Annotated in this window: 21 protein-coding genes; 7 read left to right on the top strand and 14 right to left on the bottom strand. The window is 41.2% G+C overall.

The window, feature by feature from the left end; genetic code table 11:
* Positions 1 to 195 precede the first annotated feature (195 nt).
* Positions 196 to 1,257, top strand: a complete 1,062-nt coding sequence (locus FXF70_RS16265) for a DUF4352 domain-containing protein (RefSeq protein ID WP_035390550.1) — start codon at positions 196 to 198, stop codon at positions 1,255 to 1,257.
* A 306-nt stretch (positions 1,258 to 1,563) separates the two neighbouring features.
* Here FXF70_RS16265 and FXF70_RS16275 read toward each other — a convergent pair whose 3' ends face one another.
* The 3 genes from FXF70_RS16275 to FXF70_RS16285 all read right to left on the bottom strand — a co-directional run bounded on the left by FXF70_RS16275 (position 1,564) and on the right by FXF70_RS16285 (position 3,970).
* Positions 1,564 to 1,875 (bottom strand): hypothetical protein, encoded by a 312-nt coding sequence (locus FXF70_RS16275; protein ID WP_035390552.1) that lies wholly within the window; start codon positions 1,873 to 1,875, stop codon positions 1,564 to 1,566.
* Positions 1,876 to 2,048: 173 nt separating this feature from the next.
* Positions 2,049 to 3,230 (bottom strand): ABC transporter permease, encoded by a 1,182-nt coding sequence (locus tag FXF70_RS16280; RefSeq protein ID WP_046526598.1) that lies wholly within the window; start codon positions 3,228 to 3,230, stop codon positions 2,049 to 2,051.
* Positions 3,230 to 3,970 carry an ATP-binding cassette domain-containing protein gene (locus FXF70_RS16285; RefSeq protein WP_007498365.1) on the bottom strand — a complete coding sequence of 247 codons (741 nt, stop codon included), beginning with the start codon at positions 3,968 to 3,970 and terminating at the stop codon, positions 3,230 to 3,232. The genes FXF70_RS16280 and FXF70_RS16285 overlap by 1 nt, the downstream gene beginning before the upstream one ends.
* A 160-nt stretch (positions 3,971 to 4,130) precedes the next feature.
* On the opposite strand from FXF70_RS16285, the gene FXF70_RS16290 reads away from it, so the two are divergent.
* Positions 4,131 to 4,832 (top strand): LytR/AlgR family response regulator transcription factor, encoded by a 702-nt coding sequence (locus FXF70_RS16290; protein WP_007498366.1) that lies wholly within the window; start codon positions 4,131 to 4,133, stop codon positions 4,830 to 4,832.
* An 11-nt stretch (positions 4,833 to 4,843) separates the two neighbouring features.
* Positions 4,844 to 5,809: a sensor histidine kinase gene (locus FXF70_RS16295; RefSeq protein ID WP_148780754.1), complete on the top strand. Its 966-nt coding sequence runs from the start codon at positions 4,844 to 4,846 to the stop codon at positions 5,807 to 5,809.
* Positions 5,810 to 5,845: 36 nt separating this feature from the next.
* Here the strand turns inward: FXF70_RS16295 and FXF70_RS16300 are convergent, their stop codons facing one another.
* A complete protein-coding gene (locus tag FXF70_RS16300) occupies positions 5,846 to 6,775 on the bottom strand; it encodes an aldo/keto reductase (protein ID WP_148780755.1) in 930 nt (309 codons plus the stop codon).
* Positions 6,776 to 7,241: 466 nt separating this feature from the next.
* On the opposite strand from FXF70_RS16300, the gene FXF70_RS16305 reads away from it, so the two are divergent.
* Complete coding sequence (locus FXF70_RS16305; RefSeq protein ID WP_046526600.1) at positions 7,242 to 8,282, top strand: DUF4352 domain-containing protein; 1,041 nt, start codon at positions 7,242 to 7,244, stop codon at positions 8,280 to 8,282.
* 48 nt (positions 8,283 to 8,330) lie between these two features.
* Here the strand turns inward: FXF70_RS16305 and FXF70_RS16310 are convergent, their stop codons facing one another.
* The 3 genes from FXF70_RS16310 to FXF70_RS16320 form a co-directional block, all read right to left on the bottom strand.
* On the bottom strand, positions 8,331 to 9,422 hold the full coding sequence (locus FXF70_RS16310; RefSeq protein WP_148780756.1) for an SEC-C metal-binding domain-containing protein: 1,092 nt from the start codon (positions 9,420 to 9,422) through the stop codon (positions 8,331 to 8,333).
* Between the two features lie 193 nt (positions 9,423 to 9,615).
* Positions 9,616 to 10,554 (bottom strand): response regulator, encoded by a 939-nt coding sequence (locus FXF70_RS16315; protein ID WP_148780757.1) that lies wholly within the window; start codon positions 10,552 to 10,554, stop codon positions 9,616 to 9,618.
* A 4-nt stretch (positions 10,555 to 10,558) separates the two neighbouring features.
* Positions 10,559 to 11,845 carry an ATP-binding protein gene (locus tag FXF70_RS16320; RefSeq protein WP_148780758.1) on the bottom strand — a complete coding sequence of 429 codons (1,287 nt, stop codon included), beginning with the start codon at positions 11,843 to 11,845 and terminating at the stop codon, positions 10,559 to 10,561.
* Between the two features lie 517 nt (positions 11,846 to 12,362).
* On the opposite strand from FXF70_RS16320, the gene FXF70_RS16325 reads away from it, so the two are divergent.
* Positions 12,363 to 13,343 carry a glutaminase gene (locus FXF70_RS16325; protein ID WP_051632373.1) on the top strand — a complete coding sequence of 327 codons (981 nt, stop codon included), beginning with the start codon at positions 12,363 to 12,365 and terminating at the stop codon, positions 13,341 to 13,343.
* Positions 13,344 to 13,376: 33 nt separating this feature from the next.
* Complete coding sequence (locus tag FXF70_RS16330; RefSeq protein WP_017358609.1) at positions 13,377 to 14,804, top strand: alanine/glycine:cation symporter family protein; 1,428 nt, start codon at positions 13,377 to 13,379, stop codon at positions 14,802 to 14,804.
* A 39-nt stretch (positions 14,805 to 14,843) separates the two neighbouring features.
* On the opposite strand, the gene FXF70_RS16335 is transcribed toward FXF70_RS16330, so the two are convergent.
* The 4 genes from FXF70_RS16335 to FXF70_RS16355 form a co-directional block, all read right to left on the bottom strand.
* Positions 14,844 to 15,704 carry an alpha/beta fold hydrolase gene (locus FXF70_RS16335; RefSeq protein ID WP_148780759.1) on the bottom strand — a complete coding sequence of 287 codons (861 nt, stop codon included), beginning with the start codon at positions 15,702 to 15,704 and terminating at the stop codon, positions 14,844 to 14,846.
* 313 nt (positions 15,705 to 16,017) lie between these two features.
* Positions 16,018 to 16,383, bottom strand: coding sequence for a VOC family protein (locus FXF70_RS16345; protein ID WP_008342155.1), 366 nt, complete (start codon positions 16,381 to 16,383; stop codon positions 16,018 to 16,020).
* A 100-nt stretch (positions 16,384 to 16,483) separates the two neighbouring features.
* Positions 16,484 to 17,866: an amino acid permease gene (locus FXF70_RS16350; RefSeq protein WP_017358611.1), complete on the bottom strand. Its 1,383-nt coding sequence runs from the start codon at positions 17,864 to 17,866 to the stop codon at positions 16,484 to 16,486.
* A gap of 67 nt (positions 17,867 to 17,933) precedes the next feature.
* Positions 17,934 to 19,442, bottom strand: coding sequence for a class I adenylate-forming enzyme family protein (locus FXF70_RS16355; protein WP_017366543.1), 1,509 nt, complete (start codon positions 19,440 to 19,442; stop codon positions 17,934 to 17,936).
* A gap of 262 nt (positions 19,443 to 19,704) precedes the next feature.
* Here FXF70_RS16355 and FXF70_RS16360 point away from each other — a divergent pair, with 262 nt between their 5' ends.
* Positions 19,705 to 20,142: a MarR family winged helix-turn-helix transcriptional regulator gene (locus FXF70_RS16360; protein WP_007498406.1), complete on the top strand. Its 438-nt coding sequence runs from the start codon at positions 19,705 to 19,707 to the stop codon at positions 20,140 to 20,142.
* A gap of 277 nt (positions 20,143 to 20,419) precedes the next feature.
* Here FXF70_RS16360 and FXF70_RS16365 read toward each other — a convergent pair whose 3' ends face one another.
* The 3 genes from FXF70_RS16365 to FXF70_RS16375 all read right to left on the bottom strand — a co-directional run bounded on the left by FXF70_RS16365 (position 20,420) and on the right by FXF70_RS16375 (position 23,616).
* Positions 20,420 to 21,442, bottom strand: a complete 1,023-nt coding sequence (locus FXF70_RS16365; RefSeq protein ID WP_148780760.1) for a quercetin 2,3-dioxygenase — start codon at positions 21,440 to 21,442, stop codon at positions 20,420 to 20,422.
* An 80-nt stretch (positions 21,443 to 21,522) separates the two neighbouring features.
* Complete coding sequence (locus FXF70_RS16370; protein WP_148780761.1) at positions 21,523 to 22,086, bottom strand: TetR/AcrR family transcriptional regulator; 564 nt, start codon at positions 22,084 to 22,086, stop codon at positions 21,523 to 21,525.
* A gap of 45 nt (positions 22,087 to 22,131) precedes the next feature.
* Positions 22,132 to 23,616 carry an amidase gene (locus tag FXF70_RS16375; protein ID WP_148780762.1) on the bottom strand — a complete coding sequence of 495 codons (1,485 nt, stop codon included), beginning with the start codon at positions 23,614 to 23,616 and terminating at the stop codon, positions 22,132 to 22,134.
* Positions 23,617 to 23,774 lie beyond the last annotated feature (158 nt).

Below are 23,774 nucleotides of genomic sequence, written 5' to 3' on the forward strand. Positions count from 1 at the left end.
TTTCTCCTCTCAACTTAGTGTCATTTTTACTACTTGAAGTGGATGAACCTTTCGAACGCACTGAGGTATTGACAGTACTTTCGCTTCATTCTACAGTAAAAAACATACAGTATTTTTCTTTTTGTGCAAAAAGAACGATATGAACTAAAGATTTCCAATGAAATTCACCATAAAACCCGAGGAGGAAAACATCTCATGTTTAAAAAGAAATTATCCCTGTTTCTTCTGATTTTGTGTGTAACTGTTGTCGCTGCTGCTTGTAGTGGTGGAAAAGACAAAACTGCTGCGAAAGAAAGCGATACAAAAAAATCTCTTGATGCAGCTGAAGTAAAAGTAGAAAGTGCTGAGTACACTTTACCACCTCAATACGATACATCTGTTCAGGATGATCAATATGTCCTAAAAGTGAATGTATCTGTAAAAAACATCAGCAAAGAACCATTGAATGTGGATAAAAGCAACTTTACGCTTTACCAAGATGACGCTCAGGTGTCTACCATCTCTCCTGATGACTACAACGAAGTATTATCTTCAAGCTCTCTAAATGCGGGTAAAGTATCAAAAGGTGGTCTTTTCTATGTAGTTGATAAAGAAAAAGACTATCAATTGGTTTACACAGAGCCTGGCTCTGGATCGAAAAAAGATGACAAAACACTAGAATTCGATATTAAAGGAAAAGACTTGATGAAAAAGGCAGATACACTTCAAGCGTCTGCAAAAGCCCTTTCTTCTTATATTGATGTCATGATTTTTGGTAAGAAAAATGACGATTTCGAAAAACTAACAGGTGATAACAAATCAACTGTCGTAAACGAATTTGATAAATCATTCAAACAAGGCTACATTTCTTCTTCTGGTATTTCATCTAGCTCAGCAAAAGACGAAAACCTTGATAAGCTTCTAAAAGCTGTAAAAGAAACATTAGCTGAAAAATCAAAAGTATCAACGAAAACAAAATCAATCAGCGGTGATAAAGCTGTCGTGACTGTGACACTTACACCAATTGATGCAAGCCCGCTTGTCGATCGTTTAAAAGAAAAAGCAACTGAATTCTACAGCAAAAACCGTACAGCATCTTATGATGATGCACAGAAATATCTACTTTCTATCTATCCAGATGAATTTAAAAAATTAGGACCATCATCTTCTGAAGAAACAGTAGAAGTGAACATGAAGAAAAACGATATCGACCAATGGAAACTTGATTTGAACGACTACAAAACAAGCTCATTGGTTGAGAAGTTCATCAAGAACTAAAGAAAAACCCCCGGTTCCCGGGGGTTTTCTTTAGTCTTTTTTTGATTGAAGTCTATATTTGATTCCGACATACAAGCAAGTAAGGAAGAAGATGGTGACCCACACCCACAAGACATTCACCATCAATAATGTGGTGGCTACTACGATCAAAATTGTGAGATCTAGTTTTTTTTCTAGTTTTTTATGCGTGAGAACGAAAATGATTAGTAGAAAAGCGATGAAACAGGTGATTCCATAACTGAAAGCTGCGGGCAATTTTCGCACCTCCTTATTACAAGGCGTATACTGACAAAAGGATACAACATACTATGAAGATGAATTCCCCTTTTCAGCATCATATCCTTTTATGATGTCAATCGGATCAACTGCATCATCTTCTTGTATGTATTCCTCTACATAAGGAGTGATTAATTTCTCGAAACTTTGCTCATCGCCTTCATAGTCAGATGGGAATAAATGTGCAACAGAACTACCTGTTTCTAAAGCTCTATCAATTGCATTTCTCAATTCTATCAGTCCTTTTTTATTCCCTAAAATGAAAGCTTCAAAATGATGTGTTTGCTGAGCATATATATTACATAATCCCAAAACATCATCGTCTTCTACTTGATAACTCATATACAAAACCCCTTTTAAGTAAAATTAAGTAAAATTTTACACGACTGAGCATTTTTATTCTATCACCTCCTTCACATTGTGACCCAATTTTTATCACTCATTTAAACATACAAAACAAAAAACTTGCAGAAAAAATCTACAAGTTCTTCATCTTTATCAATGAAATGATCTTTCTATTTCGCCAGCATCCATTTCTCTTTCATAAACAAGCTTCTCACGATGACAAACAAGATCATCACTGTCAGCGCCGAGGAGCCGAGCGTCAGGGCAATCGACATTGGGTCAACGATGCCAAACATCAATTGCTTGCATAGTGCGTGAATATTAAGGAATGGGATAGCAAAGTAATACGTATCTAGCTGCGTAGCGCCTGCTCTCATGGTGAAAAACATCGGAATCACACCTAGTGTAATGATCATGGACATGTACGATTGTGCTTCTTTCACTGAGCTTGAAACGACACTGAGCAGCAGTTCGATCATGGATACCATGAATGAGAAAATAATTAATGCCGCTAACATAACGCCGATGATGCTCCACACTTGATCTCCAAAGTTCAGCGCTTGTTTCAGTTTTTCTGTAAAAAGCAATGTAGAGAGCAGCAGCATGCCAATCGCCACAATGCCACTTAATATACCAAACATAGAAACAGCTAGCCATTTTCCAATTAAAAGCTGAAGTCTGCTGGCCGGTGTCAGGAATAAAGCTTCAATTGACTTTCTATCCTTTTCACCTGCTACGATATCAAGCGCAGCTGGCAAAGCACCTGAGATCACGGACGTCACTAAAATCATTGGAAGGAGAATCGACAGCAGCATGGTGGTCACCCCGTTTTCTCCATCCCCGTCCTCTCCTTCTTGCACATCAACCGATTGCACCTCAAATGGATGAATCACTGACGATTTGATCTGATCCTGTGCCAAACGCTTTTCTACGACTTGGTTTTGATATTGTTCAAGCAATGATTGCAGCATTTGAACCGCAATCACTGAATCATCATCTGTTGGATACCCATGGACTTTAATGGCAAACGATGTTTGATGCTGAAGCATATCACCTGCATCTTTTGGCATTTCTAGATAAGCATTTGCCTCACCGTCTTTAACGGCTTGCTGCGGGTCATCAAAAGTTTCAAGTTTCAGGTTTTTCACTTCTTTGATCATGTCATTCATATCGGACGGAAGCTTTTCATTGATTGCGACTGTATACGTTTTATCGCCTGGATCAGCGATCATGCTTTCGTAGAAAAACACGAGTCCGAGCATCGTCAAAAGAGGGATCAACACTGTTAAGAGCAGCGTTTTTCTGTCTCTGAGCGAATCTGTCATTTCTTTTAAAAAGACGGTTTTCCACATTATGCATTCCCCCTTGCGAGCTTCGACATAAAGATGTAATTCAAGTCTTCACTTTGTTCCTGTGCATATAATTCTGGAAGCGTTCCTTTGTACACGAGCTCCCCTTGATGAATCATCATGACACTATCACAAAGCAGGCTGACTTCTTCCATGATGTGGCTTGAAAATAGAATCGTTTTATTTTGCTGTTTCAACTGATGAATAAACTCTCTAAAAATATTACTCGATGTGATATCTAAACCTGTTGTCGGTTCGTCAAACAAAATAATGTCAGGGTCATGAATCAATGTTCTGGCAATCGCCACCTTTTGCTTCATCCCTCTTGAAAATCCTTTTACCTTGCGATCCATGTACTGCCTCATCCCGAATCGCTTTGCCAAATCCTCAATTCTTGCTTTGATTTCATGCTGATCTAAGCCATATAATTTCCCAAAGTATTCAAGGTTTTCACGAGCCGTCAAACGGTCATAAAGTCCCGTCTCGCCGCCAAATAAGACCCCAATTCGCTTCTTCACTTCAGTTGCTTCTTTGACTGTATCAAAGCCTGCAACATTGACTGTTCCATGAGTAGGCTCCAATAATGTCGCAACGGCGCGTAATAATGTGGTTTTCCCCGCACCATTTTCTCCTAAGATGCCGACGACTTCTCCTTCCTTCACTGAGAACGTCATATGTTTCATCGCCTTTACGACTTTTTTCTTATCTGTAAACCAGCAACTACAATCGCTGAGAGTAATCATTTGATTCGCCCCTTTCGACTATCTACGTCTATGATAGAAAAAATACCGCCTGTCTGACATAAAAATGTCGCGAAACGTCCTTTTTCTGTCTTGAAATGATCCATTTTAAAAAACAAATGGTAAAATAGACAAATAATAAGAAGAGTCATAGGTGATTTTTATGATAAAAGTAGGTCTTGTCGATGATTACCGAGTGGATTTAGAAAAGCTGCATGCCATTGTCGGCAGAATGGATGCCGTTGACATCGTTTTTGTGACGCAGTCAGCGGAGGATGCATATGAGAAGGTCAAACAGGGCGACATTGATCTATTGTTTGCAGACATTGAGATGCCTGGCATGTCAGGCTATGAATTAGCAGACCTTATTCACTCTCATGCACTGAATGTGGATGTTGTATTTGTGACGGGAAACAGTGGGTATGCTGTCCATGCCTTTGATTTGAATGTCCATGATTATATTATGAAGCCTTATCAAGCTGATCGAATCGCCAAATCCTTAGAGCGCTACATGTCCACCAAGCAGGAGAAAAGCATTCACGGACGGCTTCTCATCAAACAGCAATCAGATATTCATGTACTGCAAAAAAAGGATGTCATCTTTGTTGAACGTACTGGCAGGTCGACGACCATTGTCACAACAACAGGAGATATTCAAACATACCAAACTCTCAACGAGTTAAAAGGTGATTTAGCTGAGAAAGACTTTATCCGCTCCCACCGCTCGTTTATCATCAATATTCATTACATTAAGAACTTTTCGGCGTATGCCAAAAATTCATTTATCGTGTCTTTTGAAGGGACTGATAAAAAAGCCATGATGACGAAGCAGCAATTAGAATACTTTAAGAAATACTACTTTTAAGGAGAACGAACGTGAACGCTTTCTATCTTGGATTTCGCATATATACGCTCATCTGGCTCGGTCTTGCAGTTCATGCTGCTGCTAACGCTGTTCTGCCTTTGTCATCAAGCATGGTGTGGCTTCTGACCTTTTGCATCTTGTGCCTTTACACCTTTTTCATTTACAAAAGGTTTTGGCTAGTTATGAGTGGTTACGTGATATTAGGCGCTTTTGTGCTCATCACCTGTTCAGGCATTTCACTTTTTCTCAATCACGGAAATGGGCTCAGCCATCTTTTAACTGTCATTATCATTTTGACAGCCGATCTCCTTTCCATCAAGATGATGCAAACGGAGCAACGATTAAATGGACGGCTTCAAGAGCTGATTCATGCTGAGTCGAGGACCAATGACTTACTGCTTGAGCTGCGAAGTAAACACCATGAAACAGCTAGACATTTAAATGCCTTTTCCGCATCGAATGACGAGCATGAGATCAAAGATTTGATTCAGCAATATGTGAAACATTTTCCTTGGATCAAAGGGGAAAATGCTTATTTGGCTTCCACCCTTCATTCCTTTTTCCAGCGGGCTGAAAAAGAGGACATCGCCCTTTCACTAGATCTTCAAGCACCCTTTTCTTCTCTTCCTTTTTCTAAGGCGGATCAGGTGAGTTTTACTGGCAACCTGCTTGATAACGCATTAGACGCCGCCATTGAAGCGAAGCAAGCTGGGAACGAGGGAAGCATCTCGATCACGACTTCCATCCGGAGCGGGCTCTTTTTGATTCATTGTGAAAACAGTACGAAGGGAATGGAAAAACACGTATTAGATCATCTGTTCAAGACGTTTGGCCGCTCGACAAAAGGCGGTGATCATCAAGGTATGGGTACTTATATCATTCATCAACTTGTTGAAAAGGCAGACGGCACGCTTGATTTTACGTATCGTTCTCCAAACCTGAGGCTCGTGATCAAGATTCCTCTCACAATGGCATAAAAAAATAAGGTGCTGCTTGGCACCTTATTTTTTATATTATGAAAAGATCTGATCGATTTCGTTGATTTCTTCTTTTGTTAACTGAACATCGTTTGTTTTCAAGTTTTGTAAGACTTGCTCGGCTCGTTTTGCACCCGGAATTATGGCATCAATGCCATCCTGCGCCAATAGCCACGCCAGCGCTACATGAGCTGTTTCGGCATGTTTTGATTGCGCAATGGCCTTCAGCTTGTCTACTTTTTCGAGGTTTTGAAGGAAAGCATCGCCTTGGAAAAGCGGGTCCTTTGCTCGAATATCATCAAATGTCGCATCCTTTGTAAACTTCCCGGTCAACAGGCCTGACGCCAATGGAAAATAAGGGATAAAGGAAATCCCATGCTCCACGCAGTATGGGAGAAGGTCTTGCTCGGCCTGACGTTTCAGCAGAGAATACTCTGATTGAAGCACGTCTAGGTATCCATCTCGATTAAAGGTTTGAAGCTGTTCAAAATCAAGGTTTGATGCCCCAATTGCCCGGATTTTCCCCTCATCCTTCAATTCCTTTAAAGTACCTGCCACTTCATCCAGCGGCGTGCGGCCATCTGGGAAATGCATATAGTACAAATCAATATAATCGGTTTGGAACCTCTTCAGGCTGTCTTCGACTTGCTGTCTTAAGAAATCTCGGCTATTATCCAGTTCGATTTGCCCGTTTACCTCTTTATGAGCCCCTTTTGTCGCAAGAACCAGTTCGTCTCTGCCGCCTCTTTTGGCAATGATCTCACCAATCAATTCTTCTGAACGGCCCAGCCCATAAATAAAAGCAGAATCTAAGAAATTGACACCATGATCAAGAGCTGTTTCTACCAGCTCCCGCCCTGCATCTTCACTCAGATTCGGGAATAAATTATGCCCGCCTACTGCATTTGTTCCAAGCCCTATCGGATTCACCTGTAAATCAGTTCGTCCAAGCGTTACTTTTTTCAAAAGCTCATCTCCCTTATCTGCTTAATCATCCTTATTTTCCCATGAATCATTTTCAACATTCAAGTATTCTGCTCTCTGAAAATCAATCTGAAGGTGGACGCTTTGAAAGAAAAAAGTTTTACGATGTGAATTCTAACACATCTTTTGAAATGAAAAATACCTCCACTTCAAGAATTTTATACAAAAAACATTTAAAACCCATGATAAATAGATAAATTAATTCTTATTAACTAGTATATTCTACTTATTAAATTCCGTTTTTTATAGGTGTTTGTGTAAAAATCTATCAAAGATAGGGACTAAAACCTATTCCTCATCACGAATGAAATTCGATAGAATGAATAGTGCAAATCGTCATTAGGAGATTTTCCCCTTTAACACCCGAATATACCATTCTATCTGTTTCTTTTTTCTCAGTCAGATAGCGGGAAGAAAATGACGAAAGAAAAGCAAAGGAGCATCAACTGTGAATCTTAAAAAAATAAGTGCACTCCTCATGATTTCATTCGTGATGATCATCTCTGCAGCCTGCCAGAGCTCAGCAAAATCAACAAAGGATGACCAAAAATCAACAAAAACAGCAGAGGTAAAAGTGAATAGCTACGAATATACGTTACCAGAAGACTCAACAACTACCCTGCGGGACAATGAATTGGTGTTAAAAGTCAACCTGACGATCACCAACAAAGGTGACAAAGCCCTTTCATTATATAACTCTGATTTCACCCTTTATCAGGACGATGCCAAAGTCTCTGATTTAAAATTCTACGGCAGTAAAGACCGCCTTGATCTTGGGTCATTGAACAAAGGGAAATCACTATCAGGAGCTCTTTATTTCCTAGTAGATAAAGGCAAAAAATATCAGTTCGTGTACCAAGATAGCATCAAGAAAAACAGCGATTCGATCGAAATTGAACTAGATGGCGAAAAGATACTGGATACAGCGAAAAAGCTAGATAACCCAGCAAAAGCGCTATCTGCTTATACAGATATCATTGTTTTTGACAAAAAGAATGATCAATTCTCAGAATTAACAGGTGACAATCAATCAGATGTCGTTAATAAATATCACGAAATGTTTGTAAAAGACTTCAAGAGAAGTGCAGGCATATACGGAAATGAAGTCAGTGACCGCGATATTTTATCCATGTACAAACGCATGCAACATACAATGAAGGATAAAGCGAAAGTGGAAACAAGTGTGAAAACCATCTCAGATGACGAAGCGAAGGTTGTCGCTCAAGTAACCGGTATTGATGCTTCTAACTTAAAAGACAAACTAGACAAACAAAGAGATGAGTTTTACAACGGCAAAATCCGTTCGAAAGAAGAATTGTATAAGAAAAGCTTGAATATGTACGCATCTGAGTTTGAAAAGCTTCCTCCAGTCTCAAGCCCTGCTGAGTATGAAGTGAAAATGAAACGTAACGGAGATGGTCAGTGGAAAATTGACCTCAATGATTATAATACAGAGCAATACATGAGTGGTTTTATTAAAACAAGATGATGAAAAAAAGACGCTGGCTCCTTGAAAGGTGCCGCGTCTTTTTTCATGCTATGATACAGTCGTCTCTTGCTCTTCTTTGACCGCTTTTTCAATGTCTTTAAATCGGCTCGATACAGTGGACGCACTAATACCATACTTTTTAGCAACTTGTGCTTGAGAAAGCGGGGCATCGCTTGCAAGTGAATGAATATAATATTCGATTCCCGCAGCAAATGACGCCGCTTTACGGATCACAGGTGCTTTCTGATCACAGTAAGCTTTCCAAACCGTTAAAGCGCCATCTGTCAGGCTTTGGTCACCGTGCTCTTTCATCCCGTCTTCAATCAGCTTGGCTGTTTCCAGCTGAACATCACTAGCCCAGTCCATCCGATCTGCTGATAGTCCTACTGTACTTCCTTCTGTTTGAGCAGGCGCTTCTGTTTCTTCAACTTCTTGCTTCGCAAACATACACTTCAGCACTTCAGGGAAGGCTTCTCTCATAAATGTGCTGCGTGCTCCTCCGTTTGCCTCATGTGCTTCAACGAGCTGGCGAACCTGAAGAAGAAGCGTATCAGTAAACTCTTTCGCAAACATCGTATATTGAATGAAAAACTCTGCCTTTTCTTCAAACTGAACAGGGAAACCTAGAACAAGACTACCTTTCTCTGGCAGCACAGTTTGATCCGGCTTCACATCAACTTCAACCTTCTCAGCTGTCACCATATTCTCAAAGTATAGAGACTCGTCCGTTTTTTCATTTAATAAAAGCAAAGATGGCTCCATGTCTGTCCAAGATTCCACCACCTGTCTTGTTTTAGGACGGGTAATATCTTCTGCTTTTTTTTTCAGGAATTCTTGGAAGATGGTCTCTTTCTTATCTGTTAATGGGCGGAAGAAAATGCCCCATACACTCAAATGAAAGACTGAGATTTGTTGCGTTTCTTTATCCATATCTGCTAGGAAAGAAAACTCATTAATGAATTGATTGATCGCTCTCTGATGCTTAGAGAACGCATAATTCATTAAATCCTTTTGAACTTGTACAGCTTCCTTAAACACAAGCTCAGACGTTTGTTCTCCGCCTGACTTTTGACCACAGCAATGTTTATATTTTTTTCCGCTTCCGCATGGGCAGAGCGCATTTCGTTTAATTTTTCCCAAAATAAAACCTCCGACATTCTAGTCTAACCTCACTATTTTAACAAACGATTGCACAGGAGGGTTTTATTTTCAAGAAAAAAGAAAAATCAGAATGATCAGATAAATAACAAAGACGTCTAAAAGAGCAAGGCGGCTCATAGTCAAAAGCACTCTGTCTCTGTTTATTTTCTCCAATCATTCCAATAGATTTCCCTCAGCTCATCCCTTCGAATAGCTGCTTTGCTTCAAAATAAAAGATTTGCACGAACTTTTTCGTATTGACTCTGCCTGTTGACCCTGCAGATGAAGAAGTCTTCTGCATTTCTTTCATTCTTTGGCTGACATCAGTGAAATCAAAAAACTTCGACGCATAGTGCTCAAATTTAGGGTTTGAAAAATCTGTGAGCCCTAGTGATGCGAAATGATTTAAGGAATGATGGATGGCTCGTCTAATTCGCTGCTCTGCTGCTTTCACTTCCCGCATCACTTCCACATCCGACGCACCACGACCAAGCTTTCGTTCCGCCGTTTTGATAAATAGCTGCTTTAATGGCGGAAAATTCACCTCATGAGAATTGGCTGTCTGCGTTTCATGTAAGTAGATCAAGATCTCTAGTAAATCCTTAGAGCCACTCTCTCCGACAATTCCTAATTCAGATAGGAGGAATTCCCCTGCCTCTTTCATCGTTCTTCGCTTCGATCCAGTACCTGTCTCATGAGAAATCACCGGCTCTAAAGGCAGCACATGTCGAAGAGAAGTTTGAATATCGTAAATTGATTTTTCGAGCTTGATCCGCTCCATGACCTTTCGAATGACACTGACAATCTCAATTCGATTGACGGGTTTATGAATATAATATTCAATTCCAAGTTCATAGGCTTCTGCCATCATCTCTTTTGCTTCTACTTGAGATATCATGATGACCTTTCCTTTGAATTCAGGGTGAATATGACGTATGGTTTGAATGCCGTCTCTAGCTGGCATTAAAAGATCAATCAGAAGGATGTCTACTTTTTTCAGGTTCAATGAATGCGCTTCTAATCCAATGCCGTCATCAGCTTCATCCACGACCTCTCCTAGATCCTCATCCTCAATGATCTGACCTAAAATCGAGCGTATTGCACGATCATCATCTGCAATGAAAAATCGCATACACTCACCCTCTCTGTATTAAATTTTTTATCGGAAGGACAAGCTGAAAAGCTGTTCCCTTCGTTTCTTTCTGCTCAATCTGGATTTGACCGTCCAGCTCTTGAACCAGCTCTCTCACATAGGATAAGCCAATCCCAGTTGACGGTGTTCCATATGCATCAAATTTTGAGGTATATCCAGGATCAAATACAATCTCTCTCAATTTCTCAGGAATACCCGGTCCATCATCCTCAACCCGAATCTCTATTTTATCATGACTCCCTTTTAATACGAGTGAGATGGCTCCATCATCCTTGATTGCTTCAACTGCATTTGCCATTAAATTATTAATCAGCGATAAGAAAATGAACACATGATACTCATGCAAGTGAATGCCTTTTATATCAGATGTAAAGGAAATGTTCTTCCCGAGAGATAGCGCATATTTCTCTTGAATGCGAATCACGATTTGAACAAGATCCTCTGCCCTCATATAATCTTGCATATTCTCCTTGGAAATTAGCTTTGAAAGCCCAGCGTAAATACGCTGATTGTCCTTTTTGACTTCATGTATTTCCCCTGCAAGCTTGAGCAGCTCCTGACTCACTTTCTTTCCTGCCTCATGTTCATTCAGCAGACGATAGAGCCGATAGGATTCTTGCGTTATGTGCTCTGTATGATTTAACGTTTTCTTTAAATGAACTGTTTCCTCATATAGATTTGAAATGACCATCATCATATGCTCATTTTGCTTCATGATTTGTTTCTCTCTTGATTGTGCCTCATACAGTCTCATCATATTAAAAAAGCTGATGACCACGAAGCTGTGAGCAAATGCAATGAGGATCATATCACTCAGCTTTGAGAAAGTCATGGTTGTATCAAACACTAAAAATTGTACAAACAGCTCAACAAAATCAGCAAGCAGTTCAATCATCAGTCCGATCAGCCCAATAAAAATGGAACGTTGCTTGAAACGTCCTGTACGGACAACAAAGAAAAGCAAAGCATATGTAAAGTAAAAAAAGAAGCTCGGAAACTGCTGATAAAATGACAGAGCCAAATCAGCTTTTTGCTGAATAAGGTCTAAACCTACCCGAAATAGAACAATGGCTGCACCTGTTAAAAACCCTGGCAGCAATGGTCTTGATTTTCTTAAAAGTAATAAGCAAAAGAAAAACGCAGGTGCCCCAAAACTAATGCGAAATGTTTCATTCACAGGATAAAACTTCAGCTCTCCCGCAAGCGGCACAATGACGATCATAAAAATCAAAATAAATGCGTCTTTTTTGACAAGCTGGTTTAAACTCAAATGACTGACATCCCTTCCCCTGTCTACATAGCCACAGTATACAAGGAGACTCTTTGCTTCACAATGAGCAAAAAAATTATTTTCACGGCTTCTTCTCTCTTCAAAATCATTTTTTATGACTATTCTCCGAGGAGGCATGGTGACCTTTCAGCTATTCTACGATTTGGATATTGTCTACAATAATGGGAATTGTTTAGACAATTGCATGCAGACTGATTTTTATTTGTAAGTTTTTCTGTAGATTTTCGTCAGATTGTGTAGTTTCCAAGATAAATTGAATGAACAATTTTAGTGAAACTATATGTAAGCGTTTTCTGATTTTTCACTAAAAACCCTTTTTGTTGTTTCGCCGCCAAAGCCTTCATTTGAACATATATTTAGGTGTAAAGGAGTGGTACAAGCAGCGCATGACAAGTTCTTTGAAGATGTGTAACATGTTTTCGTGCCTATTTGATCGCATTTTTTGTCATCCGCCAATTCAATAGGGTACTTTTTGATTTTTGATTGGAGGAATCGTATGAAAACAGCAATTTCTAATAATACACAACACGCATGCCAGTCTTCTGTTGATCAATGGGCAGAAGAAATACGTCCGTATTACAAAAACGGGCAGAACGCTGGCTACATTCCAGCACTCGGAAAAGTAAATTCCTCTCAACTTGGTATCAGCGTGATAGGCCCAGATGGATCATCTGTACGTTATGGTGATTGGGACGTTCCCTTTACCCTGCAAAGTATCTCAAAAGTCATCAGCTTTATAGCTGCCTGTTTAGGAAGAGGCGTTCCGTACGTCTTGGATCGGGTAGATGTAGAGCCAACTGGTGATGCATTTAATTCCATCTACCGCCTTGAGATGCATAAACCAGGGAAGCCCTTTAATCCAATGATTAATGCTGGAGCTATTACCGTATCCTCCATCCTTCCTGGAAAGACTTCTACAGAAAAGCTAGCATATATTTTCGATTTAATCGAAAACTTAATAGGTAAGCGTCCTTCTGTTAATGAAGAGGTTTATCAATCAGAATGGGCAACTGCACACCGCAACCGGGCACTTGCTTATTATTTAAAAGAAACCAATTACTTAGAATCAGATGTCGAGGACACGTTAGAAGTGTATTTAAAGCAATGTTCCATTGAGGTCACAACAGAGGACATCGCCTTGATTGGACTGATTATTTCAAGTGATGGCTTCCATCCCTTTAAACAAGTCCAAGTCATCCCAAAAGATATCGCAAGACTAACAAAGGCATTGATGCTGACATGCGGCATGTACAATGCGTCTGGTAATTTTGCTGCTTTCGTAGGCGTTCCAGCCAAAAGTGGTGTGTCTGGAGGAATCATGGCTTGCGTTCCGCCAAGCGCAAGAAGAGAATTCCCATTTCAGACAGGCTGCGGTATCGGCATTTATGGTCCTGCCATTGACGATTGTGGAAATAGTATTACCGGTGTCATGATGCTGAAGAAACTCGCCAAAGAGTGGGATCTCAGTATTTTTTAAAAAGAACAGTGATGAATTCGAAGAGGTGATGTTATGAACGAAAAAGCTTTGCTATCTTATTTAACAACTACAAATGATTTTATTTGGACTTATCTAATCATTGCTCTGTTACTTGGAGTAGGGGTCTACTTCACATATAGATCACGCTTCCTGCAAGTCAGAATGCTGAAAGAAATGCTGCGTGTTCTAAAAGAAGGAAGAAAAGAAAAAGAGGGAATCTCACCGTTCCAAGCATTTGCCATCAGTATGGCAGCACGTGTCGGAACAGGGAATATCACAGGGATTGCCATCGCTATTGCGATCGGTGGACCTGGCGCAATCTTCTGGATGTGGATCGTAGCGATTATCGGTTCTGCTTCAAGCTTTGTTGAAAGTACACTAGCTCAGGTGTATAAAGTAAAAGATAAAACAGGATTCCGCGGTGGACCTGCTTATTACATGGAAAAAGGGTTAAATAAGCGCTGGATGGGGATTTTATTTGCCATCCTGATTACGATCTCTTTTGGGATTGTCTTTAACGCCGTGCAATCAAATACAATCACCGTCGCTTTTAAAAACTCTTTTGGCCTAGATCGTTTAACTGTCGGAATCGTTATGGCTGTTATTTTTGCGTTCATTATTTTCAAAGGGATCAAAGCGATTGCAAAAGCATCTGAATATATTGTCGTTTTTCTTGCCGTTGCTTACATCGGGATTGCTTTCTTTGTGATTATCACAAATATCACTGAACTACCAGGTGTCATCAGTACGATTGTGAAGCACGCTTTCGGATTTGAACAGTTTGCCGGCGGTACATTAGGTGGAGCATTGTTACAAGGGATTAAACGCGGTCTCTTCTCAAACGAAGCCGGTATGGGTAGTGCCCCTAACGCAGCAGCAACTGCTGTTACGAGCCACCCCGTCAAACAAGGATTAATCCAAGCATTTGGTGTGTTAACAGATACGTTAATTATTTGTACAAGCACAGCCTTTCTTGTTCTGTTCTCTGATGCGTATAAAACAACCAATCTGGAAGGAATTGAGCTAACTCAGGCTTCATTAAGCCAGCACATTGGCCCTTGGGCTTCTGGATTCCTGGCGATCATGATTTTCTTATTCGCTTTTAGTACGTTAATTGGTAACTATTACTATGGTGAAACGAACATTGAGTTCTTGGGAGCGAATAAAATTTGGCTCAACATCTATCGTGTTGCTGTCATTGGCATGGTTCTATTCGGAGCTGTTGCGACTGTTCCTCTCGTTTGGGGTCTAGCCGACTTATTCATGGGTCTCATGGTCATCGTCAACCTCATTGCCATTACCATGTTGTCCAAAGTCGCCTTTGCAGCACTGAAGGATTACATGAGACAGAAAAAAGAAGGCAAAGATCCTGTTTTCTATAAAAATGCCGTTCCAAACAATGAAGAGATTGAATGCTGGGACGACGAACCTGTTTCCTTGAAAAAGAATCAAATCGGATAAAACAAATAAGCTCTGGTCATATGATCAGAGCTTATTTCTTTATGTTAAAAATTCGAGTATGAGCTTATTCACGACATCTGGTTTTTCATGATTGATCCAATGAGTGGCATCATCGACAAAAATCAGCTGTCCATTTGGGCAAATTTTGATTGTTTCTTTTGCGAGCTTTCTGCTTAGAAACTTGTCCTCCATTCCCCAGATCATGCGGACAGGAACGAGAATTCGTTTGGAAATCGGTTTTTCAAAGCCGCCTTTTTTAATACCTCGATACCAATTCAACATGGACGTAATGGCTCCCGGCTGCGTCCATGCCAGCTTATAGCTTGAGACATCTTCCTTCGTGAACAGATGAGGTCTTGTAGACAGTCCAATTGCTTCATCCAGTCTTTGAAAGTGATTTTCTTGAAGGGCTGCCTCTGGTACATTTGGAAGCTGAAAGAACGCGATATAAGAGCTCTTCTTCCACTGCGGCGGATAAAACGGAAGGACCTTCATCATCACACGAGGATGCGGCATGTTGACGATGATTAATTTCTCTACATATTGAGAACGGGTTGAAGCAAGATGCCAAGCAACAGCTCCGCCCCAATCATGTCCGCCGACAATGGCCTTTTGATTTGGGCTCAGTGCCTTAATTAATCCCACGATATCATCTCTTAATTTGTCTAAGACGTATGATTCGACTCCTTCTGGTTTGTCACTCAGATGGTATCCCCTTTGATCAGGAACAACGACACGATACCCTGCCTCAGCCAGGGGGCGGATTTGATTTTTCCAACCATACCAAAACTCAGGAAATCCATGCAGCAGAACCAGCAGTGGGCCATCTTCAGGACCAGCCATTGCTGTATGGAGCTTTATGCCGTTTGTTTGAATATATTGAAACTCAACTTGATCCATTCCTTTTCCACCCTTTCCCCATGTCTTATCATTCTTCCAACATAGCATATTTTCCATTTTTCAGAAAATAAAAACACTCACAAAAAAACCTTCACAAGGGTGAAGGTCTCAGATTGTTGACAAAGGGCTAAAATGAACTTTATTTTAGCCCTTTGTCTTCTTTTCAGCGTGATAGAAAACCTTTGCAGCCCTAGGAAGAACGAGTACTGGCGCGGAGCGAATTTCACATTCGTGAGCACCAGCACGCAGGACTGACACCGAATGCGAGGGTTTGTCTACATGCTGAAACCTTCTCAAGGGTGAAGGTCTTTATTTATTTCATATAATTCAGCACCCATATCAGACCATTCTTCCGATCTTGTACTTGTCCATGAAGTGCGCCAAAAAACGTATCCTGTAATTCCACAAGGACATCTCCGTCAGCTTCAAGCGCCTCGTATACAGCCTTTAACTCTTCCTCATTGTCAAACTGCATGATCAATCGAAGATTCTCCGGTTTTGGTGTGCGGCCAAATGTATCTGAAAAGTGGAGCAGTGATTCTCCAAGGTGTAGCTCAGCATGCAATACACGGTCTTGATGTTCATTTAAGATACGAATATCTCCGCCAAAAATTCCTTGATAATATTGAAGAGATTCTTTGACGTCTTCTACAACAATATAAGGACTAACGCTGATCATTTCCCTCATCCTCCTCTTGTTCCGTTCATTATCTCTTATATAGCTTATCCCAAATCGTATGAAAAAAGGCACAAATCGTCAACGGATTTGCACCTTTTTCTCAAGCAGATTTCGCTAATTCACTGTGTTTGTTAGAATATGCTGCGTACATGACGACACCGATCATCAGCCAAACCCCGAAGTACAGCCATGTCCGGCCTGGTAAATTGAGCATCAGGAACACACAACAGCCCATCGAGATAATTGGCAAAACCGGTACAAACGGAACCCGGAATCCCCTTTCCAGCTGTTTATGTGTCTTTCTCAAAATGAGTACGGATAAGCTCACCATCGCAAACGTTAATAATGCACCGATATTGGCTAGGTTGGACAGATCCTTCAAATCAATAAACCCTGAAATAACAGCTGTCATCCCGCCAATCACCCATATACTTGCAACAGGTGTGTCACTTTTGTTTGTTTTTGAAAACACTTTAGGCAAGAGCCCGTCCCGCCCCATCGCAAAAGCAATTCGAGTTGCCGCATAATTATTGGCGAAAATCACAGCCATCAATCCAATCACAGCACCGACAGAAATAATACCAGCCACGCTATGTTGATGGACACTTTGCAATACATAAGACATTGCCTCTGTCACATTCAACTTCGTATAGTGCACCATACCTGTCATGACCAAACAAACGACAATATAAATGATCGTACAAATGAGCAATGAACCAATAATGCCAATTGGCAGGTTCCGCTGTGGATTTTTCACCTCTTCTGCAGAAGCCGAAATGGCATCGAATCCTAAAAAGGCAAAAAACACAGCAGCGGCACCAGCAATAATCCCTTCCGTACCAAACGGCATGAACGGCTGCCAATTGGCTGGCTCTACATAAAAACCACCTACTACAATGAAAAGAACAATAATGCCAAGTTTCACAAACACCATGATATTATTGAATTTTTTACTTTCTTTTGTTCCTCTAGATAGGATCCACGCAATGAGTAAAGCAATGATAATTGCTGGCAAATTCATATATCCGCCTTGTTCTGGACCAGCTAAAAATTGATGTGGAATTGAGATTCCAAACCCCTCCAGCAGGCTGTTAAAATAACTCGACCAGCCACTCGCTACAGCTGAAGCAGTCAGCATATAAACAGATAATAACGTCCATCCCATGAGATGACCTACGAGTTCACCCATTGTGGTATATGAATAAATGTACGCACTGCCGAACACAGGCAGCGCGGAAGCCATTTCTGCATAACAAAGTGCTGCTAAACTGCACACAATCGCTGCGATCGCAAAGGAGAAAATAACAGCCGGTCCTGCATCCTTAGCTGCTGTAATTCCGGTTAACACCATGACCCCCGTCCCAATCACAGCCCCTATGCCAAGGAGCGTGAGATCGAGCCCGCCCAGTGTTTTCTTTACCTTTTGCTGTCTGCTCTGTTCTAACAAATCGTGAATGTGTTTCTTACGAAGTATATGTCGCAAACCCTTTCCCTCCAAAACGTTAGAAAAACAAAAAAATCATTCAAATTTCATTATAGCAGAATAGGTCCTACGCATTCACAACCAATTCACGTAAATCTTTCTTCATGATTTTACCAAGTTTATTTTTTGGCAGATCCTGCGTGAAATGAATGGAAGGCACTTTGTAATCTGCTAAACGTTCCTTGCAGTAATTCAACACATCTTCTTCGCAGAAATCGACAGATTCGTCTTTTACGATATACGCACTTGGTACTTCACCATATAAGTCATCTGGTACCCCAATGACAGCAGATTCAATTACACCTGGAATTTGATCAATGACCTCTTCCACTTGGTCAGGATAAATATTATCCCCACCGTATAGAATCACATCTTTGTATCTCCCTGTGATGTAAAGAAAACCGTCTTCATCCAGATAGCCTGCATCCCCCATATGGAACCAGCCATCTTTGAGCACTTTCTCTGTCGCTTCAGGTTGATGATAGTAGCCTAAGAAATAAAATGGGCTTCTCATGACGACCTCGCCAATTTCTCCAGCTGGCAGCGCCTCCTCTGTCTCAGGATGCACGATTTTGACTTCTACATCCGGATCCACTTTACCAGCAGAGCCCATTTTATCCTCGCCCATCGCTGGATGCCACGCACTCACAACCCACGCTTCTGTACTTCCATAGCCATGCATCATCTGAATGCCTACTTCTTTGTAATCTTTAATTAAGCGTACCGGTACCTTCGTACCGCCAGAAATTGCAATTTCAAAAGATGAGAGATCGTAAGAACCGCGCTTCATTTCTTCTAGCATGTACGTGTAAGCTGATGGGAAAGCCATCATAAACGTAATTCTTTCTTTCTCAATTGTTTCTAAAATGCGTTTCGGCGTTGCATCATGTAAGAAGACTAACGTATACCCTTCAATTGCAGCTGCAATCAGGTGATTAATTGAACTCATATGATACAGCGGATGACTTGCCAAGTACCGTTTTCCTCTCAGATCAAATCCTCGGTTCCCATGTCTTGTTAAAAATTGATAGATTCGCCCATGTCCGACCATACAACCTTTTGGATTGCCTGTTGTACCTGAAGTGAATAAAATCATGGCCAAATCCTCTTCTGATACCTCTTCAGCAAGATCACTTCCATCATTAGACGCCAATATGTCTTCAAACAGCTGTGTTGTTTTCGCATTAACACCAGATTCCACCATGAGACAATCTTCTAAAGACACATTCACTGCCGCAATGATGTCACGGAATTCACGGTCAAAAAATAAAGCTTTTGGCTCTGCTTTTTTCAAGATACCTTCTAGCTCAAAAGAGGTAAGCTGCCAGCTAAGCGGTACGGCGACAGCACCTGCTTTAATGGCTGCGAGCATAATCGTAGAAAAGTGATGATGGTTTTGACAAATAAAGCACACCCGGTCACCTTTTCGAATTCCTTTACGATGTAAGTAATGCGCCAGCTGATCAATGCGTTTTGCATATTCTTCAAATGTATAAGACACACCTCCGCCAGTTACCGCTTCAATTTGTGAAGAGCGTTCCATTCTGTCGTTTAGTAATGCCTGTAAAGTATTCAATATCTTCATCTCCAAACGTTTGATGTCCAATAGCCAATTTCCAGAGAATTGGATTGGCAGATTTTATCTCATTCACATTCTAAAATAAAAAAAGGTGAAAGTAAAATCATTTCATTTTGGAATTGTTCCTTTTATTAATTGATAATATAGGTAATTTTATAGCCGTCTTCCATTTTGGTTTAAATGATGATGCTTATTATGATAAGATAGACCTAGTAATTGATCGGAAAATGCGAATGCAATAGGAAAAGAGGTATGGAGAATGCAACATTTCGAGCTAGAGGCAAGTTTGTTAGACCATGCACTGACAAAGTATTTAAAGGCGACGAAACGAATAGATGAAGAGAATATCCCGAAAAACGTCACGAATGTAAAAGGGTTCATTTTACGCATCATCTACCGCCATCAATCATGTACTGTGAAAAATATTCTGCAGGAAGTTTCATTATCTCCCTCCGCAACAACAACCGCTCTCAATCACTTAGAAGATGAAGGGCTGATTATCCGCTCTAGAAATAACAATGACCGCCGTACGGTATGGATTACACTCTCTGAATCAGGTGAACAAATCGCCAGACAAATGATCGACAATCGTCAGCTGCTTGTCAATCAACTGTTCAATCACCTATCAGAAGAAGATAAAAAAACATTTTTTGAATTAATCGAAAAAATGATGGACGAGCGTACATTAAAGGCTTAGGAATTATCCTAAGCCTCAGATTTTTGACAAAGGGCTAAAATGAACTTTATTTTAGCCCTTTGTTTGCTTTTAGCGTGATAGAAAACCTTTGCAGTCTAGGAAGGACGCGTACTGGCGCGGAGTGAATGTGACATTAATGAGCACCAGCACGCAGGACTGACACCGAATGCGAGGGTTCATGCATGTAAATAGGGATGCTGTTCCATAAGGGAAATAAAATAACCCGCCGATTGATTCGACAGGCTGTTTATTCAAATCTGTGTAACGCGTTACACAGCTATTTATCTTCGACAAACACCAAATCATACTGAGCAGAGGTCTCCCCATCCTCCATCATGTCCCCTTCCTGTATAAAATAAGGGCACATACCTGGACTTTGTGCTTCTTCAAATTGTTCAAACACTTGCTCAATATAGCCAGGCAGCAGCAAAACCAACATTTTATTTGAATGTGATACGAATTCATACGAGTGAACGGTATTCGGAGGAATATAGGCAAAATCCCCTGGCATCAAGCAAATATTTTCTCCGCTTAACTGAAGATTGATTCTGCCTTCAACACAATAAAGTGCTTCTGTATGCATTTCATGATAATGCGAACGTAACCCTTTTCCCTTTGTCCCTTCAATCACAAAATAACTAAATCCGTCTCCTGTTGTTTCCGTTGTCGCAATCAGCTCATGAAGCTGACCTTCGACCATGTATTGCTTTCCTTCACCAGCCTCCAGCACATATGGCTGCACTGCGCGCGGGAGCTGACTATGAAACAAAACAGCTGGCTTGGTTGTATTGGATAGCTCTCTAATGCCATGCATCAACATGATATCGCTTTCTTTTTCAGCCTGATGAAAGCTGTCTGCATCAAATGGGTGATCAGTCATCGGCCATTCATTCTGCAACAGCCTCTTTCCGATTTGCTGATAGACATCTGTCATTTGCCCGCCCAGTGTATAAGAAATAAACCTTGTTTTGTGACTATGCATTCTATAGCCATGAATTGTTTTGGGCGGAATATGAATATAATCGCAGGCCGTCACCATATACTTTTTACCGTCCAGTATCACTTCCAGCTTCCCTTCCAGCACAAAGATGGTTTCAAATAGCGTCTCATGACAATGCAGCGGAAAGTAAGCACCTTTCCCACCTGTGATTAAGACAAGCTCAAACAGTTGATTTGTTTGATTTGCTTCTGCCAGCACATGTACAAGCTGATTTTCCAAACCATACAGCTCCCCCGAACCGGACACGGTATAAAAAGAGGTATCTTCGGATTGCTTGATCGATTGTGGTTGCTCCGACATCCCATCACTCCTCATGACTAATTGACTATCTTTATTATATAGACCAATTGATATAATAGATAGGCGATATGCGAGAGATTTTACTCTTCTCGCATAAATAAGTGTCTAAGGTAACATTTTACGTGCTCTAAAGGTGTCGTTTGCTTTAATGCAGTAGTCATTGATAATCCGCCGATGACCATTGAATGAAGGAGAGATGCCCGCTCATCCGCTTTTATTTCATCATATCCGCTATTCATCAGCTTTTTTTTGACAAGCTCTTGCCAGCGGATCATTTCTTGTTTGCATGCAGCATGAAGTTTTGTATGTTCAGGTTTTGACTCTGCCGCCAGTAAGACAATCGGTATCCCTCTTTCACTTTCTTGCTCCATAAAACCCCGAATAATATTTGTCATAAAATGATCGACGGCGACATATGGGTCATCAGAATAGGCAAAGCTTGCTTCAATTTGATCGATGACCCTTTGACTCATATATTCAACGGCTGCTATGGCTAGCTCTTCTTTTCCATTTGGAAAGTAATAATAAAGAGATCCTTTCGGCGTGCCGCTCTCTCGAATGATTTGATTCAACCCTGTCGCATGATACCCCTGTTTACGTAAAAGAAGTGCGGCCGTTTGAATGATTTTGTCCTTCGTACTCACGTGTGACACTCCTTTCCTGCATAGACCAACGTCGATGCCATTGTATTATTGATTCAGTAATGGATGCGTTCCTTTCCATAATGAGGATGATTCTATTTCTGACGCCAGTCTGAGCAGCCAGTCCTCTTTTCCTTTCGGTGCTGTCATCTGTACGCCTAAAGGCATGTCTGCTTCTGTGAGATGAACTGGCACACTCATAGATGGCTGGCCGGTTAGGTTAGCCAGCTGTGTAAATGGTGTGTAGGTCAAACTCTTGAGGAACATTTCATAAATCAGATCCTGCTGTGCTTGCATTGAAAGGGATGACACACGTAACAATGCAGCAATTTCTTGATCGTTATGCATCAGCTCGCCAACCTTTGGAGCCGAATAGGCAGTAGCTGGGGTCACATATAGATCGTAGGTTTGATGAAATGCGGCCATTTTTGCAGCGGCCATATCCCATGCATCAAGACTTTCTGTATAAGCAGCAGCCGTCACATTTTTTCCTGCTTCCGCCAGTACCCATGCCACAATATCTGTCTCCTCAGGCTTCACCGGACGCCCGAATGAACGAGCCAGAGAGGTAAATAAGGCAGACATTTCACCGCTGTTCATGACATAATATTGCTGCATCAGATGGACACCATCAATGTCCGGCTTCGCTTCCTCTATTTGATGCCCTTGTTCACTCAGCCATTTCACAGTGTTCAAGACTGCCTGCTTTGCTTCCTCACTCACCTTCGTGCCTACTGGAGAGTCTACACTGTAAGCAATTCGCATCGAAGAGGTTCGTTTCACTAAATCCTCCTGATAGCTACCGTCATATAATGGCGTTTGGAACGCAGCCTCTGGCTGAATGACTTGAAGCAAATCAAGCAGGGCTGCACTGTCTCGAACTGTTTTTGTGAGCGTAAAGTCAATGGAAGCTCCTTGCCACTGCCTTCCTGCACCCGGGCCGACCGGTGTTCTCCCCCTTGTTGGCTTGAGTCCAAATAAACCAGTAAAGGATGCCGGAATCCGAATAGACCCTCCGCCATCACTCGCTCCACCCGCAGGTACGATGCCGCTTGCCACAGCTGCTGCCGTCCCGCCGCTTGAACCGCCCGGAGAATAGTCAGCATTCCAAGGGTTTCTCGTCGGACCATATAAAGAGGGTTCTGTCACATTTCGCAATCCGAATTCAGGTGTGTTTGTATGACCGATCATGAGGAGCCCAGCCTGCTTCAATCGACGGACAAAGTGGGAATCTGTTTGCGCCTTTACATCCTTTAACAGCAAAGCACCCGCCGTCAAAGGTTCATGCTCCAGCCCCTGCGATATATTTTTCAACACAAACGGAACACCAGCAAACGGCTGATCCGCATCTAGTGACTTCATGTCTTTGAACACTTGATCTCGCCTTGTCTGAATCACCGCATTTAGTACTGGATTCACTTCTTCCAATCTAGTAAATGCAGCTTGTACAAGCTCTTCAGGCGTGACCTGCTTTTTCTGCACAAGTGATGCCAGTCCCGTCGCATCATACGTCATATACTCTTTTATATTCATCGGCATGTCCTTCTTTCTCATATTATGATCTCTCTATTGTCTACTAGAATTCTATGAAATTCAATTTCGGGATACGTGTGAAAAAAACTTTCTTTCTAGACTATGATTCTTCTAACCATCCATCTTATTTCTCCGATATAATAAAGAAAAAAAGACGG

The organism is Bacillus sp. Y3 (assembly GCF_008123875.1).
GTDB classification, from domain to species: domain Bacteria; phylum Bacillota; class Bacilli; order Bacillales; family Bacillaceae; genus Bacillus; species Bacillus altitudinis.